Source organism: Aeromonas dhakensis (assembly GCF_002285935.1).
Lineage (GTDB): Bacteria > Pseudomonadota > Gammaproteobacteria > Enterobacterales > Aeromonadaceae > Aeromonas > Aeromonas dhakensis.
In genome coordinates, this window is sequence record NZ_CP023141.1 from 4,153,065 (window position 1) to 4,168,595 (window position 15,531).

Sequence of the window (15,531 nt, forward strand, 5' to 3'; positions counted from 1 at the left end):
CGTTAACGGCCCAGCTCAACCAGGATACGTTGTGCGACCCGATCCAGCGGCAGCGATTCAGTGGCAATACCGGCTTTGGCAACCGCCTGCGGCATGCCATAAACCACGCAGGACGCTTCATCCTGGGCCCAGATAGTGGAGCCCTGCTCCTTGAGCAGACGCGCACCATCCCGACCGTCCGCCCCCATCCCGGTCAACACGATGGCAAGCACCTTGTCGGCATAGGTCTTGGCGGCAGAGGCGAAGGTAATGTCGACGCACGGCTTGTAGTTGACCTTGTCATTGCCATCGACGATGCGGATACGGGCACCGGCACCACGGCCCTCCAGCAGCATCTGTTTGCCGCCGGGTGCCAGGTAGGCGTGACCGGGCTTGAGCACATCGCCGTCTTCCGCTTCCTTGACGCCTATCTGGCACAGGCCATTGAGACGTGCGGCAAAGGCCGCGGTGAAGGTCGCCGGCATGTGCTGGATAAGCAGGATCGGATGTGGGAAATCGCCGGGCAGCTTGGTCAACACATTCTGCAGGGCGACCGGGCCGCCGGTGGAAGTACCAATGGCCACCAGCTGATAACTCTTGCCGCTGCGCTTGAATGCGGCCACAGGAGCAGCACGCTGCGGCTCTGCCTGACGTTCTGCCGGACGTGGCGCATTCAGAGGTGTCCTGGCCACAGGCTCGGGCGCCTTCGGGCGTGCCGGCGCAGACATCAGGAAGCGCTTGCGTGAAATTTCCTTGACCCGCTGCTGCAGCAAACGGACGGCTTCATCCTTGTCACGGGCAATGTCTTCGAATTTCTTGGGCAGAAAGTCGAGCGCCCCTGCATCGAGCGCATCGAGCGTGGCTTTGGCCCCTTCATGGGTCAAAGAAGAGAACATCAGGATCGGCGTGGGGCACTTGGCCATGATCTCACGCACGGCACTGATGCCATCCATCACCGGCATCTCTATGTCCATGGTGATCACGTCAGGACGCAACTGCTGTGCCTTTTCTACCGCTTCCCGCCCATTTTGGGCCGTGTCGATGACCGTCAGCATGGGATCCTGAGTGATGATCTCGCTGACCCGACGACGGAAGAAGCTTGAATCGTCGACAACTAATACCTTGATTGCCATTGTTATTCTTCTAACTCCTTGAGCCTGGGGTATCAATGTCTACGGGCGTACGCCTTGAGCAGACTCGGCACATCCAGAATGAGCGCAATACCGCCGTCGCTGGTGATGGTTGCCCCGGCCATGCCGGGAGTCCCCTGCAGCAGGCTGTCCAGCGGCTTGATCACCACCTCTTCCTGGCCAATCAGATTGTCCACGACAAAACCGATCTGCTGGGTACCAATCTGGACAATCACAACGTGGCCCGTATCCTGACGCGATTTTCGGTTTTTGCCTCTGACCAGCCAGTTGTGCAGATAGAACAATGGGATGGCCTTCTCGCGCACTATGATGGTGAGCTGTCCATCCACCATGTTGGCCTTTTTCAGATCCAGATGGAAAATCTCGTTCACGCAGCCCAGCGGCAGCGCGAAGGTCTGTTCGCCCACTTCCACCATCAGGGTCGGCAGGATCGCCAGGGTCAGCGGCACCTTGATCTCGAGACGGGTGCCCTTGCCCCAGGTCGAATCGATATGCACCGAGCCATTCAGGCTGACGATGCTGGTCTTCACCACATCCATCCCGACGCCACGGCCGGAGATATCGGAAATTTCTGACTTGGTCGAGAAGCCGGGAGCAAAGATCAGGTTGTAGGCATCGTTGTCGCTCATGCGTGCCGCAGTATCGGCATCCAGCACACCACGGCTGATGGCAATGGACTTGAGCTTCTCGGGATCCATCCCAGCACCATCATCCTCGATGCAGAGCAGGATATGATCGCCCTGCTGGGACGCGCTCAGGGTAATGGTACCTTGCCGTGGCTTGCCCGCCTTCTCGCGGACATCCGGCATCTCGACGCCGTGGTCGCAAGAGTTGCGCACCAGGTGAACCAGCGGGTCGGCAAGGGCCTCCACCAGGTTCTTGTCGAGATCGGTCTCTTCACCGACCATTACCAGCTCGATCTCTTTCTTGAGGGTACGGGCCAGATCCCGCACCACCCGTGGGAAGCGACCAAATACTTTCTTGATAGGCTGCATGCGGGTCTTCATCACCGCGCCTTGCAGATCCGCCGTCACCACATCAAGGTTGGCAACGGCTTTTGACATGTCTTCATCGTTGCTGGCGATGCCGAGGCTCACCAGACGGTTTCGTACCAGCACCAGCTCACCCACCATGTTCATGATGACGTCCAGCGTCTTGGTATCCACCCGTACCGTAGTGTCGCTTTGCACCGCACTGTCGGCGGACGCTGGCGCAGCCTGCTTGGATGGCGCCGGGGCAGGAGCCGGTTTTGCCGCTGCCGGCGCGGCGGCGGGCTTGGCCGCAGCAGGTGCAGGAGCCGGTTTGGCTGCCGGCGCCGGAGTAACCGGTGCTGCTGGCGCTGGAGTCTGGGGCGCCGCCGGGGCTGACATGCTGCTCTGCGGACTCTGACCGCGACCGTGCAGTTCATCCAGCAGACGTTCGAACTCATCGTCATCGATCAGCTCGTCCACCTCTTTCTGTACCGATTTCAACGGGTTGACTTCGGGGGCACCACCGTGCTGACCTTGGCCATGGAGCTGGTCAAGCAAGGCTTCAAATTCGTCATCCGTGATGTCGCCGGAACTCGGCGCAGCAGGGCTAACCGCTGCGGTAGGTGCACCACCGACGCCATGCAACTCGTCAAGCAGGCGTTCAAACTCATCGGCCGAGATCTCATCGATGGAACCACCACCGCTGACCACGGAGGCCTCTTGCGCGGGTTCCGGCACGGCCGCAGGCTCCGGCTCGGCAATCACAGCCACCTCTTCAGCCACGGGAGCGGCAGCCTCCACCGGAGCACTGCTGCCTGCAGAGGCGGTCAACAGCTGCTCTTCCCCTTCGGGTTTGCAGAGCTCGTGCAGATCATGAAGGATTTCGGCGGACGCAGGACTAGGCGGTTCCCGATTCTGCACCTGGGCAAACATCACATTGATGGCATCCAGGGCCTGCAGGATCACGTCCATCAACTCGGCGGTCACGGTCCGCTTGCCGTTGCGCAAGATGTCGAACACGTTCTCGGCACCGTGGCAGACGTCCACCAGTTCGGTCAGCGAGAGAAAACCGGCGCCGCCCTTGACGGTATGGAAGCCGCGAAATATGGCATTCAACAGATTCTTGTCATCGGGTCGCTTTTCCAAGTCGACCAGTTGTTCAGACAACTGTTCCAATATTTCGGATGCTTCGACCAAAAAGTCTTGCAGTATGTCTTCATCAACTTCGAAGGCCATGCGTCACTCCATTAAAATCCCAGGCTAGACAGCAGATCGTCCACATCATCCTGACCATTGACCACATCGGAACGAGTCTCAGGGTTCATGATGGGGCCTTCGGCTTCAATCCCGCTTACAGGAAGGCTGCGAGAAGAATGCTCGGCAGATGCCTCACCAAACATAGTCAGCATTTCTATTAATTTAGTTTCAACTTCCTGGACCAACTTGATGACCTTGCGGATCATTTGGCCGGTCAAATCCTGAAAATCTTGCGCCATCAGGATTTCTGTCAGCAGTTGCCGTAATTTATCGGCATCAGATTCAGAAGCCTTAATAAAATCATCCAGTTGGTGACACAAAGACTTGAATTGACCAACACTCATGTCTCGGCTCATCAGGGCATTCCAGTTGGGCAGAACGAGTTGAATGTTGTCATTTAACCGATCGGCAATGGGCAGACTGGCTTCCACCGCATCCATGGTGCGATTGGCAGCCTTGTCCGTCATGTCGATGACATAGCTGAGGCGCTCCCGCGCATCGGGAATTTCATGGGTGGCCAGATCGGGGATCCTGGGATCCAGCCGAAAATCTTGTAGGGAATCATGCAGTTGTCGGGTCAACTGACCCACTTTGTCAAACAGGGCCGCCGCATTGGGTGCACACGCATCGGCGATGAGAGTGTCGGCCTGTTCGAATTCACCTTGCTCAAGATGGGCAACAAGCATCCTTGCCTGATCGAGCGAAATCATTGCACTCGTTTTGGCCTTCATCCCTGCTGCTCCTTAGCCGATTCGTTCAAAGATTTTGTCGAGTTTCTCTTTGAGCGTTGCAGCAGTGAAAGGCTTGACGATATAACCATTGACGCCTGCCTGAGCGGCTTCAATGATCTGCTCGCGCTTGGCTTCGGCAGTCACCATCAGTACCGGCAGGTGTTTGAGCTTGTCATCGACGCGAATAGCCTTGAGCAGGTCGATGCCTTGCATGCCTGGCATGTTCCAGTCGGTCACGACAAATTGAAAATCGCCATTTTTCAACATTGGCAAGGCCGTGTTGCCATCGTCTGCTTCGTGGGTGTTGTTGAATCCCAGGTCACGCAGCAAGTTCTTGATAATCCGGCGCATCGTTGAAAAATCGTCAACAATGAGGATTTTCATGTTCTTGTCCAAAATTCCCTCCTAAATAGCCGCCAGAGCGGCTCACTTACATGATGCAGATCGCAGGTTTTGTTTTGCGGATTATGCCTTAGAGTTTTGTTTCAGTGTAGCCAGTACAAACACTTATACATGCCAATCTCTTAAACGCGCGCGTAATCTGTGCATCGCCTGACTGTGTATCTGGCTCACGCGAGACTCGCTGACGTTCAATACCTCGCCTATTTCACGCAAGTTCAGTTCTTCATCGTAGTAAAGGGAGAGCACCAGCGCTTCCCGTTCCGGCAGGCGGGCAATGTGTTCAGCCAGTGCCCCCTGGAAACGTTCGGCCGCCAGTTCATCAAAGCCGTTGCTGCCCGGCTCGTCATCGGGGTGACCGATGACATCCTCGCTGACGCCAAGATCCTCGATGCCGATGATCTTGCCGCAGGACACATCCTGCAGCATGGTGTGATACTCGGCGAGGCTGACCCCCATCTGGGCGGCCACTTCAGTATCGCGAGCATCACGACCGTGGGTTTGTTCAACATTTTCGATGGCTTCGGCTATGGTGCGGCTGTTGCGGTGCACCGAGCGCGGTACCCAGTCACCGCGCCGGATCTCGTCCAGCATGGAGCCGCGGATGCGGATCCCGGCGTAGGTTTCAAAACTGGCCCCCTTGCTGCCATCAAAGTTGCGGGAGGCTTCGAGCAACCCAATCATACCTGCCTGGATCAGGTCATCCAGCAAGACACTGCTTGGCAGGCGAGCCAACAAATGCTGGGCGATCCGCTTCACCAGCGGAGCATGGCGCTCGACCAGCACGTAGGAATCCTGATGACGCAAGTACGCTTGGGCTTTATTCACGGGAACCTTCCTGTGCTATGACCGGCTTTTGCAGCAAATTTTCCAGGAAAAATTCGAGATGACCGCCGGGTTGGTTAGGAATGGGCCAGCTTGCCGCCTTGTTGGCCAGCGCTCTGAATGCCAGTGCGGCCGGAGACTTGGGGAAGGCTTCGACAATCAGCTTCTGCTTGCGCACGGCAGCCCGCAGATTGGTGTCATAAGGCACGCAGGCGACCAGCTCCAGCGAGGTATCCAGGAAGCGGTCGGTCACCCGGGTCAGCTTGGCGTAGAGCTCCTGCCCTTCGCGCAAGGAGCGCACCATGTTGGCCACCACCTTGAAGCGAAACACCCCGTGCTCCTTGGAGAGGATCTTGATGAGCGCGTAGGCATCCGTTATGGAGGTCGGTTCATCGCAGACCACCACCATGATGTCCTGGGCAGCGCGGGTGAAACTCAGCACCATGTCGGAGATGCCTGCCGCGGTATCCACCAGCAGGATGTCGACCTGGGTCTTCATCTCGCTGAAGGCGCGGATAAGCTCGGCGTGTTGCACCGGCGAGAGCTCGACCATGGACTGGGTGCCCGAGGTCGCCGGCACTATCATCATGCCGTAAGGGCCTTCGACTATGATGTCGTCGATGGTGCATTCGCCCGCCAATACATGGGAGAGGTTGCGATGCACCCGCAGCCCCAGCATGACGTCCACGTTGGCGAGGCCAAGGTCGGCGTCCAGCACCATCACCCGTTTGCCTTGTGCGGCCATGGCTCCCGCCACGTTCAGGGTCACGTTGGTCTTGCCTACGCCCCCCTTGCCACCAGACACGGCGATCACTTTTACTCGATTGTTTTGACGCATTTTGCGCAGACCACTCGCCTGATCCATATACATGTTACTCATAAAACTCCGAATCTTCGGCCTCGCCAAAGCCTGTGCCCCAGAAATAGGGTTCTTCTGTTTCCCGCTCCAGCGAGCCCATGGCAGCTCCGACGAGCTGCGCCGCATTGGCAACCTGAATATCTTCCGGAACCCTTTGTCCATCAGTGATATAGCTGATGGGCAATGCATTCTGGATACACACGTTAATCACTTCGCCCAGATTCAGACTCTCATCCAATTTGGTAAGTATGCAGCCGCTCAATGGAATACGCCGGAAATGGTCCACCGCCTCCTGCATCACCCGACGCTGGGAAGTGGCCGACATCACCAGGTAGCTGCGGATGCGCACCTTGGCATTCTTGACCAGGGTATCGAGCTGCTCGGTCAGCCGGATATCCCGCTGCCCGACCCCCGCCGTGTCGATCAACACCAGCCGGCGGTGGCGGAACTGATAGAGGGCATTGGCCAGCTCCTCGGCATCACGCACCTGGCGCACCGGGCAGCCCATGATACGACCATAGGTCTGCAGCTGTTCATGGGCCCCGATCCGGTAGTTGTCGGTGGTGATGAGGGCCACCTGCTCGGCGCCGTACTTCATGGCAAACCGCGCCGCCAGTTTGGCGATGGTGGTGGTCTTGCCCACCCCGGTCGGCCCGAGCAGGGCAACCGCCCCGCCCTGGCGCAAAATCTCGTCTTCGCTGATCTTGAGCTGGGCCGTCAGCACCTCGGCCAGCTGGGCCATGGCCTGATGGATCGGCATATCCTCGGGGATCATGCCGGCCAGCTGATCGGCGAAGGCATCGTCGAAGCCCATCTTCTTGAGCTCCTTGATGAGCAGGGCACGCATCGGCTCGCGGCGCTCCACCTCCTGCCACATCAGGCCGGAGATCTGGTGCTCCAGCAGCTTGCGGATGCTGGCCATCTCCTTGCGCATCCCTTCCATCTCCTGATCCCGCTGAGGGGATTGGGGAGCACGACCGGGCGCGGCAGCCCTCGCCTTCGGCTTGGCCGGTTCGGGAGCATTGCCCCACTGTCCCTGTTCGGCCAGAGTGCGGGGAGCACCGCTGGCGGCGGCAGGCGCAGCGCCGTTGAGCCCCTGGCCGGCCGGGTTCAGTTTCTGCTGGCGGGCCAGCAGGGCGGCCAGGGTATCGGCATAGTGTTCATTCTGCTCTTTGGCCGGGCTCGGCGCGGAGCGCGTCATCTGCCGGCCGGCAGACGAGATATTGACGCTCTCATCGTTCAACTGACGGCGAACCGGCGCGTCCTTGGGTCCCGGCACCTGGGACTGATAATCGACAGCGGCGACTATCTCCACCCCACCGGTGACCTTCTTGTTGGACATGATGACGGCGTCGGGCCCGAGAGTCTCCTTGACCTCGGCCAGAGCCGTTCGCATGTCCTTGGCAAAAAACCGCTTAATCTTCACCCGTCATCTCCGCTAACTAGTTCTGTCCTACCGCACTGACGATGCGGATTTGCTTGTCATCAGGCACTTCCTGATAAGACAGAACGCGCAATCCAGGAATGGCATTCTTGACAAATTTCGCCAGGGTATTGCGCAGTATCCCTGATGTCAGAAGCACGGCCGGCTGGCCTTCCAGTTCTTGTCGTTGTGTGGCTTCCACCAGCGAGCGCTGCATCCGCTCCGCCAGTCCCGGCTCGATGCCGGCGCCATCACCACCCCCTGCCTGCAGGGATTGATGCAATATACGTTCCAATTCAGGTGCCAAGGTGATCACCGGCAGTTCTGGATCCGGTCCGGCAATCTCCTGCACGATCAGGCGCCGCAGGGCGATACGGCAGGCGGCCGTCAGCACTTCCGGATCCTGGCTGCGCGGGGCATATTCCACCAGGGTCTGCAGGATAGTGCGCATATCGCGGATTGGCACGCCTTCATTGAGCAAATTCTGCAATACCTTCACTAGGTTACCCATGGAGATGACCTCAGGAACCAGCCCTTCCACCAGCTTGTTCTGATGCTTCCCTATCATGTCGAGCAGTTGCTGCACTTCATCGTGACCCAGCAGCAGGGCGGCATGGTTGGAGAGGATCTGACTCAGATGGGTGGCCACCACGGTCGCGGTATCCACCACGGTATAGCCCAGGGTCTGCGCCTGGGAGACCTGCTCCTTGGCGACCCAGACCGCCTCCAGTCCGAAGGCGGGGTCCCGGGTAGCAATCCCCTGGATCTGGCCGAACACCTGACCCGGATTGATGGCCATTTCCTTATCATGGTAAACATTGGCCTCGCCGGTACTGACCCCCATCAAGGTGATGCGATACTGGTTCGGGGCGAGATCCAGGTTGTCACGGATATGCACCGCAGGCACCAGAAAACCCAGCTCCTGGGAGAGCTTCTTGCGCACCCCCTTGATCCGGTTGAGCAGCTCGCCGCCCTGATTGCGGTCCACCAGCGGGATGAGCTGATAACCCACCTCCAGTCCGATGATGTCCACCGGCATCACGTCGTCCCAGCTCAAGTCTTTCTGCTCGTGAGGCTGCTCCGCGTTCGCCGGCATCAGCTCGCCCTTGGCGGCCTTGGCGGCCAGCTGTTTCTCGCGGCGCAGCAGCCACCAGGCACCGGCGGCGGCGACGCCACCCAGGCTCAGAAACGCCAGATGGGGCATGCCGGGCACACTGCCCATCATCAGCAGGATACCGGCCGAGATGATGAGGGCTCTGGGGTTGTCGAACAGTTGACCCAGCACCGCGGTACCCATGTCCTGATCGGTATTCTGACGGGTGACGATGATGGCGGCGGCGATGGAGAGCAAGAGCGACGGGATCTGGGCGACCAGACCATCACCTATCGCCAACAGGGTGTAGATCTGGGCCGCTTCGCCGAAGCTCAGCTGGTGTTGCACCATGCCGATGATAAAGCCGCCCAGGATGTTGATGAAGAGGATCATGATGCCCGCCACCGCATCCCCTTTCACGAATTTCGAGGCACCGTCCATGGAGCCGTAGAAGTCGGCTTCCTGGGTCACGTCCTGACGACGCTTCTTGGCCTCTTCCTGATTGATGAGGCCGGCGTTCAGATCCGCGTCGATGGCCATCTGTTTGCCGGGCATGGCATCCAGGGTGAAGCGTGCGCTCACCTCGGAGATCCGGCCCGCCCCCTTGGTGACCACCACGAAGTTGATGATCATCAGGATCATGAAGACGATGATGCCGACCGTGTAGTTGCCGCCGATCACCACGTTGCCGAAGGCCTCGATCACGTGGCCGGCCGCCGCACTGCCGTTGTGGCCTTCCAGCAGCACCACTCGGGTGGAGGCGACGTTGAGGGCGAGACGCAGCAGGGTTGCTATCAGCAACACGGTCGGAAAGGCGGCGAATTCTAGCGGCCGGCGGGTGTAGACCGCCACCAGCAGCACCACGATGGAGAGGGCGATGTTGAAGGAGAAGAGGATATCCAGCATCAACGGCGGGATGGGCAGCACCACCATGCCAAGGGAGGCCAGCACCAGCAGCGGCGTCCCCACGCCCTTGGTCAACAGCCACTTGTACTCTTTGATACGGCCCAATGATGCCTGGAGTTTCATCGTTTTTCTCAATCTCAAACCGCTGATGCCAGATTAAAGCAAACATCAAGCCAATAATGCAACGCATTGAAATACAATGCTTTTATTTTGACTGTGTCAGAAGTTTGTCATTTGCGAAATTCGGGCGGGATGGGCAGATCCTTGGCCAGCGGGTTGGGGCGACGACCACGGCCACGGCGGAACTTCCTGAGCTGATAGACATAGGCCAGCACCTGGGCCACGGCGGCAAACAGCCCCTCCGGGATCTCGTGGCCTATCTCGGTAGCGTGGTAGATGGCGCGGGTCAGCGCCGGAGAGGGCATCACAGGGATCTCGTACTCTCGGGCTATCTCCCTGATCTTCATTGCGATTTCATCGGTACCCTTGGCTACCACCTTGGGCGCGCTACCGGGCTTGGCGGAATCGTACTTGAGCGCCACCGAGTAGTGGGTCGGGTTGGTGATCACCACGTCCGCCTTGGGCACGTCCCCCATCATGCGGCGCATCGCCATCTCCATCTGCAGGCGACGGATCCGCCCTTTCACCTCGGGTTTGCCCTCGCTGTCCTTGAACTCGTCCTTGACCTCCTGCTTGGTCATCTTGAGCTGGCGCATGTAGTTCCACTGCTGGAACGGCACGTCGATGGCGACGATGGGAATGAGGGCGCAGCAGAGGATGATCAGCATCCACAGCAGCAGATCCAGCGCGTCTATGATGCCGCCCGGGTAGCCCTCGAGGGAGAGGTTGAGCAGGTGGTTGAACTGGCTGGAGAGCATCCACCAGGCGAACAGGGTGATGAACACTACCTTGGCGATGGACTTGATCAGCTCGACCAGGGACTGCACCCCGAACATCCGCTTGATGCCGTTGAGGGGGCTCAGTTTGCTCCACTTGGGCAGCATGGCCTCGGAGGAGAAGTTCATCCCCCCCATCAGCACGTTGCCGACGAAGGCCGCGATGGCCACCAGCATGAACAACAGACCAAGAGGCTGCAGCAGTTCGCGCAGCAGGGCCGGCAGCATGGTCATCATGGCGTTGGGATCGAACGCCTGCTCCCTGTCCAGGGTAAAGCCCATGGTGAGCACCTTGACCATGGCGCCGGCCAGGCTCTCCTTGACCATCAGCAGGCCGAATACGGCCGCCAGCAGGACGCTGGCGGTGCCCAGCTCCTTGGATCGTGCAATCTGCCCTTTTTCCCGGGCTTGTTGCAGTCGTTTGCCCGTGGGTTGTTCGGTACGTTCCTGATCGGTATCAGCCATGCTGACCCCCGCACAGGTTGAGTGGGCGAGCCGAAACGCCCACCCGCTCGCCGCCGTTCAGCAGAGCGAATGCAAGGCCGCAGGCCAGCGCGGCCTGCGGCAGGTAACGGCGCCCCACTGCCATCTTACTGGCCCCCCAGACACTGGGTGCCGATGAGGGTACAGCTGGTCTCCTGCACCCGCTCCCACATGCTGTCGAAGTGACCGAGGAAGCCGCCGATGGTGAGCCAGAGGATCAGCAGGCCAGACATCATGCTGACCGCAAAGCCGATGCTGAAGATGTTGAGCTGGGGGGCGGCGCGGGTCATGACGCCGAAGGCAAAGTTGATGAGCAGCAGGGCGACGATGGCGGAGAGCGCCATTACCAGCGAGGCCTGATACATGACCCCGAGAAAACCGATCAGATCGCGGATGGAGGGCAGGCTGAGGCCGCTGTCCGACACCGGCAGGGTCTCGAAGCTCAACACCACCATGCGCAGCATGATGAGGTGGCCATCCACCGCCAGAAACACCAGGGTCGCCAGCATCAGATAGAACTGACCCACCACAGGGGCCGACTGGCCGTTCATGGGATCCACCAGGGTAGCGAACCCCAGGCTGGTCTGCATGGCGATGATCTGGCCGGCCATCACGAAGCTCTCCATCAGAAACTGGGTCATCAGACCGAGGGCGATGCCGATGAGCAGCTGCTGCCCCAGCACCAGAAAACTGCCGACGGAGAAGAGCTCTATCCTGGGCATGGCGGGCAAGAGGGGGGCGATCATCAGGGTGAGCGCCAGCGCCAGGCTGATGCGAATGCGGGCCGGTGTCAGCCGGCTGCCGAACACTGCCATCACCATCAGCAGCCCGCTCACCCGCGCCAACGGCCAGACGATGGAAGACAACCACTCCATGATGAGAGCGGTTGTATAGGTCATGCAGGCACCTTGCCGGCCTGCGGCAGCGGCAGGCGCACGGCCTGGCTACTCATCCCACCACCTCGGGAATCTGACTCACCATCAGCATGAAGAAGTCCATCAGACTCTGCAGGCCCCAGTGCGCCCCCGCCCCCAGCGCAAACAGGGTGACGATGAGACGGGGCAGAAAGCTCAGGGTCTGTTCGTTGATGGAGGTGGCGGCCTGGAAGATGGCCACCAGCAAGCCGACGCAGAGGCTCGGCAGGATCACCGCACACACCATGATGGTGACCAGCCAGAGCGCCTCGCGAAACACGTCGATAAAGGTTTCAGGACTCATGCCATTCGCTCCTTGCGTCGTTCGCCCTTAACCACCGGCACCCAGACCAAAACTGTTGGCCAGGGACCCCAGAATGAGGTTCCAGCCATCCACCATGACAAATAGCATCAGCTTGAACGGCAGCGACACCAGCATGGGTGATAGCATCATCATCCCCATCGCCATCAGGATACTGGCCACCACCAGGTCTATCACCAGGAAGGGCAGAAACAGCATGAAGCCTATCTGGAAGGCGGTCTTGAGCTCGCTGGTGACGAACGCCGGGATCAGCACCCGCAGCGGCACGTCGGCGGGCTTGTCCACCTGCACGTTCGCTATCTCCATGAAGGTGTTGAGATCCTTGATCCGGGTCTGGGCCAGCATGAACTGGTGGATAGGCAGCTCGGCCCGCTCCAGCGCCTCCTTGGCCTGGATGGTCTCGGCCAGATAGGGTTGCAGCGCCTCGTTGTTGATGCGATCCAGCACCGGCGACATGATGAAGAACGACATGAAGAGGGCGATGCCGATCAACACCTGGTTGGAGGGGCTCTGCTGCAGGCCGATGGCCTGGCGCAGGATGCCGAGCACTATGATGATGCGAGTGAAGGAGGTCATCATGATGACCATGGCCGGCAGGAAGGAGAGCGCCGTCATCAGCGCCAGCACCTGCAGGGTCAGGCTGTATTCCTGGCTGCCGTCCGCCATGGTCTTGATGGTGACCGCCGACATGCCGTCCTGGGCCAGCGCCAGCGGCGAGCAGAGGATCAGGAGGGATAACAGGCCGACCAGCAGCCCACCGTGCGGCCGTGAGCCGTTAGCTTTTTTCATGCTTGCCCATCAATTTGCCAAGCTGCTGGGAAAATGCCTGGGGCTGGCTCTCGTCCAGCGGCTCTTCCAGGCGATAGAGAAAGTTGACCTGCTGCGGCGTCACCCCGAGCAGCAGTTGCTGCTCGCCCACCTTGACTACCAGCAGCTTCTCCTTGTAGCCCACCGGCAGGCTGGCGATGACGCGCATCTGGCCGCCGCCCATGGCGGTGGCAATCTTGCTTTTCTTGAGCAGGAAACCGAGCACCAGGATGAGGCCAATCACCATCAGACTGGAGAGCAGCCAGGAGGTGAGGCTGGGCGGGTTGGCGCCCGCACCGGGTTCGGCCAGTGCGGGGAGGGAGAGCAGCCACAGCGACAAGAGACGGATCATTTGAGTTTCTTGATCCTTTCAATCTGGCTGATAACGTCGGCCAACACAGAAGGGATACCGAACTTCTTGGTCAGCATCCGGGCCCCCTCAAACGGTGACACTATGAGTCTGGTCATTTGAGCTTCTTGATCCTTTCAATCTGACTGATGACGTCAGTCAGTCGAATACCGAACTTGTCGTTCACCACCACCACCTCGCCGTGGGCGATCAGGGTGCCGTTGACCAGCACGTCCAGCGGCTCGCCCGCCACCCGATCCAGCTCCACCACCGAGCCCTGGTTGAGCTGCAGCAGGTTGCGGATGCTGATCTGGCTGCGGCCAACCTCCATGGCGATGGTGACCGGGATATCCAGAATGGTATCCAGCTTGCGCCGCTCCTCGGCACTGATGGGGGCATCGTCCTTGAGCTCCTCGAGAGGAGCGGGCTTGGCTTCGGCAGTCACCTGCTCTTCCAGCGCGGCAGCCCAGGCGTCCGCCATCAGATCCTCTTCCTCAGTTCCGCTCATCTTGAATTCCTTATGCTGTTTTCGTGACGGTCTGCCCAGGCAGGCCGTCGTTTATTGCTGTTGGTCTCCGATGCTGCGCTCGAGCTCTTCCAGCTCGGCCTCGCCATCGATGCGTACGCCGCCCCGGGTCACCAGATGCATCTCTGTCTTGACCCCTTCCGGGCGTTTGAGTTTGTCGGTGATCTTGAGCGCCACATTGTCCTTGGTACGGCCCATCTTGGCGTGGAAGGTGGGCAAGTCCTCCACGAACACCAGCAGGTTCTCCGGCATCTCCACCGGGATGATGTCGCCAGGCTGCAGCTCCATCAGCTCGCGCAGGGTGAGCTCGGTCTCCAGCAACTTGGCCCGCAGCTCCACCTTGACGTCCATGATCTCGTCGCGCAGCGCCTTGCTCCAGCGCACGTCGGTGTCGCCCTTGTCGCTCTGCACGCCGGCATCCAGCAGCTCGCGGATCGGCTCCAGCATGGAGTAGGGCATGGCCACGTGGAAGTCGCCACCGCCGCCGTCCAGCTCGATGTGGAACGAGCTCACCACGATCACCTCGGTGGGGCTGACGATGTTGGCCATGGCCGGGTTCACCTCGGAGTCGAGGTACTCGAAGCCCACGTCCATCACCGGCGCCCAGGCATCCTTGTAGTCCTCGAACACCAGCTTGAGCAGCATCTGGATAATGCGTCGCTCGGTGGGAGTAAACTCGCGCCCCTCGATCTTGGCGTGGTAGCGGCCGTCACCACCGAAGAAGTTCTCCACCAGGATGAAGACCAGCCGCGCCTCCATGGTGATGAGCGCCGTCCCCTTGAGGGGGCGGAAACGTACCATGTTGAGACTGGTCGGCACGAACAGGGTGTGGACGTATTCGCCGAATTTCAGCATCTGCACGCCGTTGATGGAGACCTCGGCGGTGCGGCGCATCATGTTGAACAGGCTGATCCGCATGTGGCGGGCGAAACGCTCGTTCACCAGCTCCAGGGTCGGCATGCGACCACGGACGATGCGGTCCTGGGAGGAGAAATCGAACTGGGCGACACCGGGATCCCCCGCCGCGCCTATCTCCTCCTCTTCGACATCATCGACCCCGTGCAAGAGGGCATCAATTTCGTCCTGACTTAACAGATCGCTCACGCTTCACCCTTATTGCATGACAAAGCCGGTAAACAGCACTTGTTCGATAACGGGGGAAGAGACCAGGTCATTGAGCACCCGACGGCACTCTTCCAGTGAATCCTTGCGCAGCTTCTCCTTGCCCTCGAAGGTCATCAGCTGCTCGCTGGTGGCCGCACTGAAGACCCGCAGCAGGGTGCCTTCGATGAGGGGGATATTCTGCTTGGCCAGCGTTTCGTCGGCGGTACCGCGTACCATCAGCTGGATCTTGATCTGCACCAGCCGGTCGCGCTGACCGCCGGAGACGTTGAACACGAAGGGGCGCGGCATGCCCACGTAGAGCGAGGGCTGAGGCGCCGCCTCCTTGGGCTTGGCATCCTTGCCCTCCCCCGCGGCTTCGGCCGCCGGCTTGTCGCCGCCAGCCAGCATGAACCAGGCGCCGGCACCACCGCCGCCCAGCACAATCACGGCCAGGGCGATAATCATGATCAGCTTCTTTTTCTTGCCTGCCGCCGGATCTTTCAGCGTCAGTTCGTTATCGTCTGCCATCCCTTGTC

The 15,531-nt window shown here is 59.9% G+C and carries 16 protein-coding genes; all 16 read right to left on the reverse strand.

What is annotated here, in order from left to right:
• Window positions 1-2: 2 nt before the first annotated feature.
• Window positions 3-1,112 (reverse strand): protein-glutamate methylesterase/protein-glutamine glutaminase, encoded by a 1,110-nt coding sequence (locus CK627_RS19230; RefSeq protein WP_017766599.1) that lies wholly within the window; start codon window positions 1,110-1,112, stop codon window positions 3-5.
• A gap of 32 nt (window positions 1,113-1,144) precedes the next feature.
• Window positions 1,145-3,337, reverse strand: coding sequence for a chemotaxis protein CheA (locus CK627_RS19235; protein WP_095593138.1), 2,193 nt, complete (start codon window positions 3,335-3,337; stop codon window positions 1,145-1,147).
• An 11-nt stretch (window positions 3,338-3,348) separates the two neighbouring features.
• Complete coding sequence (locus CK627_RS19240; RefSeq protein WP_005298816.1) at window positions 3,349-4,089, reverse strand: protein phosphatase CheZ; 741 nt, start codon at window positions 4,087-4,089, stop codon at window positions 3,349-3,351.
• Window positions 4,090-4,101: 12 nt separating this feature from the next.
• A complete protein-coding gene (gene cheY, locus CK627_RS19245; protein WP_005298814.1) occupies window positions 4,102-4,473 on the reverse strand; it encodes a chemotaxis response regulator CheY in 372 nt (123 codons plus the stop codon).
• A 123-nt stretch (window positions 4,474-4,596) separates the two neighbouring features.
• Window positions 4,597-5,316 carry an RNA polymerase sigma factor FliA gene (locus tag CK627_RS19250; RefSeq protein ID WP_005298811.1) on the reverse strand — a complete coding sequence of 240 codons (720 nt, stop codon included), beginning with the start codon at window positions 5,314-5,316 and terminating at the stop codon, window positions 4,597-4,599.
• A complete protein-coding gene (locus CK627_RS19255) occupies window positions 5,309-6,184 on the reverse strand; it encodes a MinD/ParA family protein (RefSeq protein WP_010634619.1) in 876 nt (291 codons plus the stop codon). Before CK627_RS19255 ends, CK627_RS19250 begins: the two co-directional genes overlap by 8 nt.
• 1 nt (window position 6,185) lies before the next feature.
• Window positions 6,186-7,598: a flagellar biosynthesis GTPase FlhF gene (flhF, locus tag CK627_RS19260; RefSeq protein ID WP_005298808.1), complete on the reverse strand. Its 1,413-nt coding sequence runs from the start codon at window positions 7,596-7,598 to the stop codon at window positions 6,186-6,188.
• A gap of 16 nt (window positions 7,599-7,614) precedes the next feature.
• On the reverse strand, window positions 7,615-9,717 hold the full coding sequence (gene flhA, locus CK627_RS19265) for a flagellar biosynthesis protein FlhA (protein WP_005298806.1): 2,103 nt from the start codon (window positions 9,715-9,717) through the stop codon (window positions 7,615-7,617).
• A gap of 107 nt (window positions 9,718-9,824) precedes the next feature.
• Complete coding sequence (gene flhB / locus CK627_RS19270; protein WP_095593139.1) at window positions 9,825-10,955, reverse strand: flagellar biosynthesis protein FlhB; 1,131 nt, start codon at window positions 10,953-10,955, stop codon at window positions 9,825-9,827.
• 125 nt (window positions 10,956-11,080) lie between these two features.
• Window positions 11,081-11,872, reverse strand: coding sequence for a flagellar biosynthetic protein FliR (gene fliR, locus CK627_RS19275; protein ID WP_017766596.1), 792 nt, complete (start codon window positions 11,870-11,872; stop codon window positions 11,081-11,083).
• 49 nt (window positions 11,873-11,921) lie between these two features.
• Window positions 11,922-12,191: a flagellar biosynthesis protein FliQ gene (fliQ, locus tag CK627_RS19280; protein ID WP_005298799.1), complete on the reverse strand. Its 270-nt coding sequence runs from the start codon at window positions 12,189-12,191 to the stop codon at window positions 11,922-11,924.
• Window positions 12,192-12,218: 27 nt separating this feature from the next.
• Window positions 12,219-12,998 (reverse strand): flagellar type III secretion system pore protein FliP, encoded by a 780-nt coding sequence (fliP, locus tag CK627_RS19285; RefSeq protein WP_010634623.1) that lies wholly within the window; start codon window positions 12,996-12,998, stop codon window positions 12,219-12,221.
• Window positions 12,985-13,368, reverse strand: a complete 384-nt coding sequence (fliO, locus tag CK627_RS19290; protein WP_010634624.1) for a flagellar biosynthetic protein FliO — start codon at window positions 13,366-13,368, stop codon at window positions 12,985-12,987. The genes fliP and fliO overlap by 14 nt, the downstream gene beginning before the upstream one ends.
• Window positions 13,369-13,480: 112 nt before the next feature.
• Complete coding sequence (fliN, locus tag CK627_RS19295; RefSeq protein ID WP_005298791.1) at window positions 13,481-13,873, reverse strand: flagellar motor switch protein FliN; 393 nt, start codon at window positions 13,871-13,873, stop codon at window positions 13,481-13,483.
• 51 nt (window positions 13,874-13,924) lie between these two features.
• On the reverse strand, window positions 13,925-14,995 hold the full coding sequence (gene fliM / locus CK627_RS19300) for a flagellar motor switch protein FliM (RefSeq protein ID WP_005298775.1): 1,071 nt from the start codon (window positions 14,993-14,995) through the stop codon (window positions 13,925-13,927).
• 9 nt (window positions 14,996-15,004) lie between these two features.
• Window positions 15,005-15,523, reverse strand: coding sequence for a flagellar basal body-associated protein FliL (gene fliL, locus CK627_RS19305; protein ID WP_005298773.1), 519 nt, complete (start codon window positions 15,521-15,523; stop codon window positions 15,005-15,007).
• Between the last annotated feature and the right edge of the window lie 8 nt (window positions 15,524-15,531).

Bases quoted from the DNA above. Each gene is read 5' to 3' on its own strand.
- flhB (WP_095593139.1), bottom strand. From the start codon at position 10,955: ATGGCTGATACCGATCAGGAACGTACCGAACAACCCACGGGCAAACGA.
- CK627_RS19240 (WP_005298816.1), bottom strand. From the start codon at position 4,089: ATGAAGGCCAAAACGAGTGCAATGATTTCGCTCGATCAGGCAAGGATG.
- fliR (WP_017766596.1), bottom strand. From the start codon at position 11,872: ATGACCTATACAACCGCTCTCATCATGGAGTGGTTGTCTTCCATCGTC.
- fliP (WP_010634623.1), bottom strand. From the start codon at position 12,998: ATGAAAAAAGCTAACGGCTCACGGCCGCACGGTGGGCTGCTGGTCGGC.
- fliO (WP_010634624.1), bottom strand. From the start codon at position 13,368: ATGATCCGTCTCTTGTCGCTGTGGCTGCTCTCCCTCCCCGCACTGGCC.
- CK627_RS19255 (WP_010634619.1), bottom strand. From the start codon at position 6,184: ATGTATATGGATCAGGCGAGTGGTCTGCGCAAAATGCGTCAAAACAAT.
- cheY (WP_005298814.1), bottom strand. From the start codon at position 4,473: ATGAAAATCCTCATTGTTGACGATTTTTCAACGATGCGCCGGATTATC.
- flhA (WP_005298806.1), bottom strand. From the start codon at position 9,717: ATGAAACTCCAGGCATCATTGGGCCGTATCAAAGAGTACAAGTGGCTG.
- CK627_RS19230 (WP_017766599.1), bottom strand. From the start codon at position 1,112: ATGGCAATCAAGGTATTAGTTGTCGACGATTCAAGCTTCTTCCGTCGT.
- fliL (WP_005298773.1), bottom strand. From the start codon at position 15,523: ATGGCAGACGATAACGAACTGACGCTGAAAGATCCGGCGGCAGGCAAG.
- CK627_RS19235 (WP_095593138.1), bottom strand. From the start codon at position 3,337: ATGGCCTTCGAAGTTGATGAAGACATACTGCAAGACTTTTTGGTCGAA.
- fliN (WP_005298791.1), bottom strand. From the start codon at position 13,873: ATGAGCGGAACTGAGGAAGAGGATCTGATGGCGGACGCCTGGGCTGCC.
- fliQ (WP_005298799.1), bottom strand. From the start codon at position 12,191: ATGAGTCCTGAAACCTTTATCGACGTGTTTCGCGAGGCGCTCTGGCTG.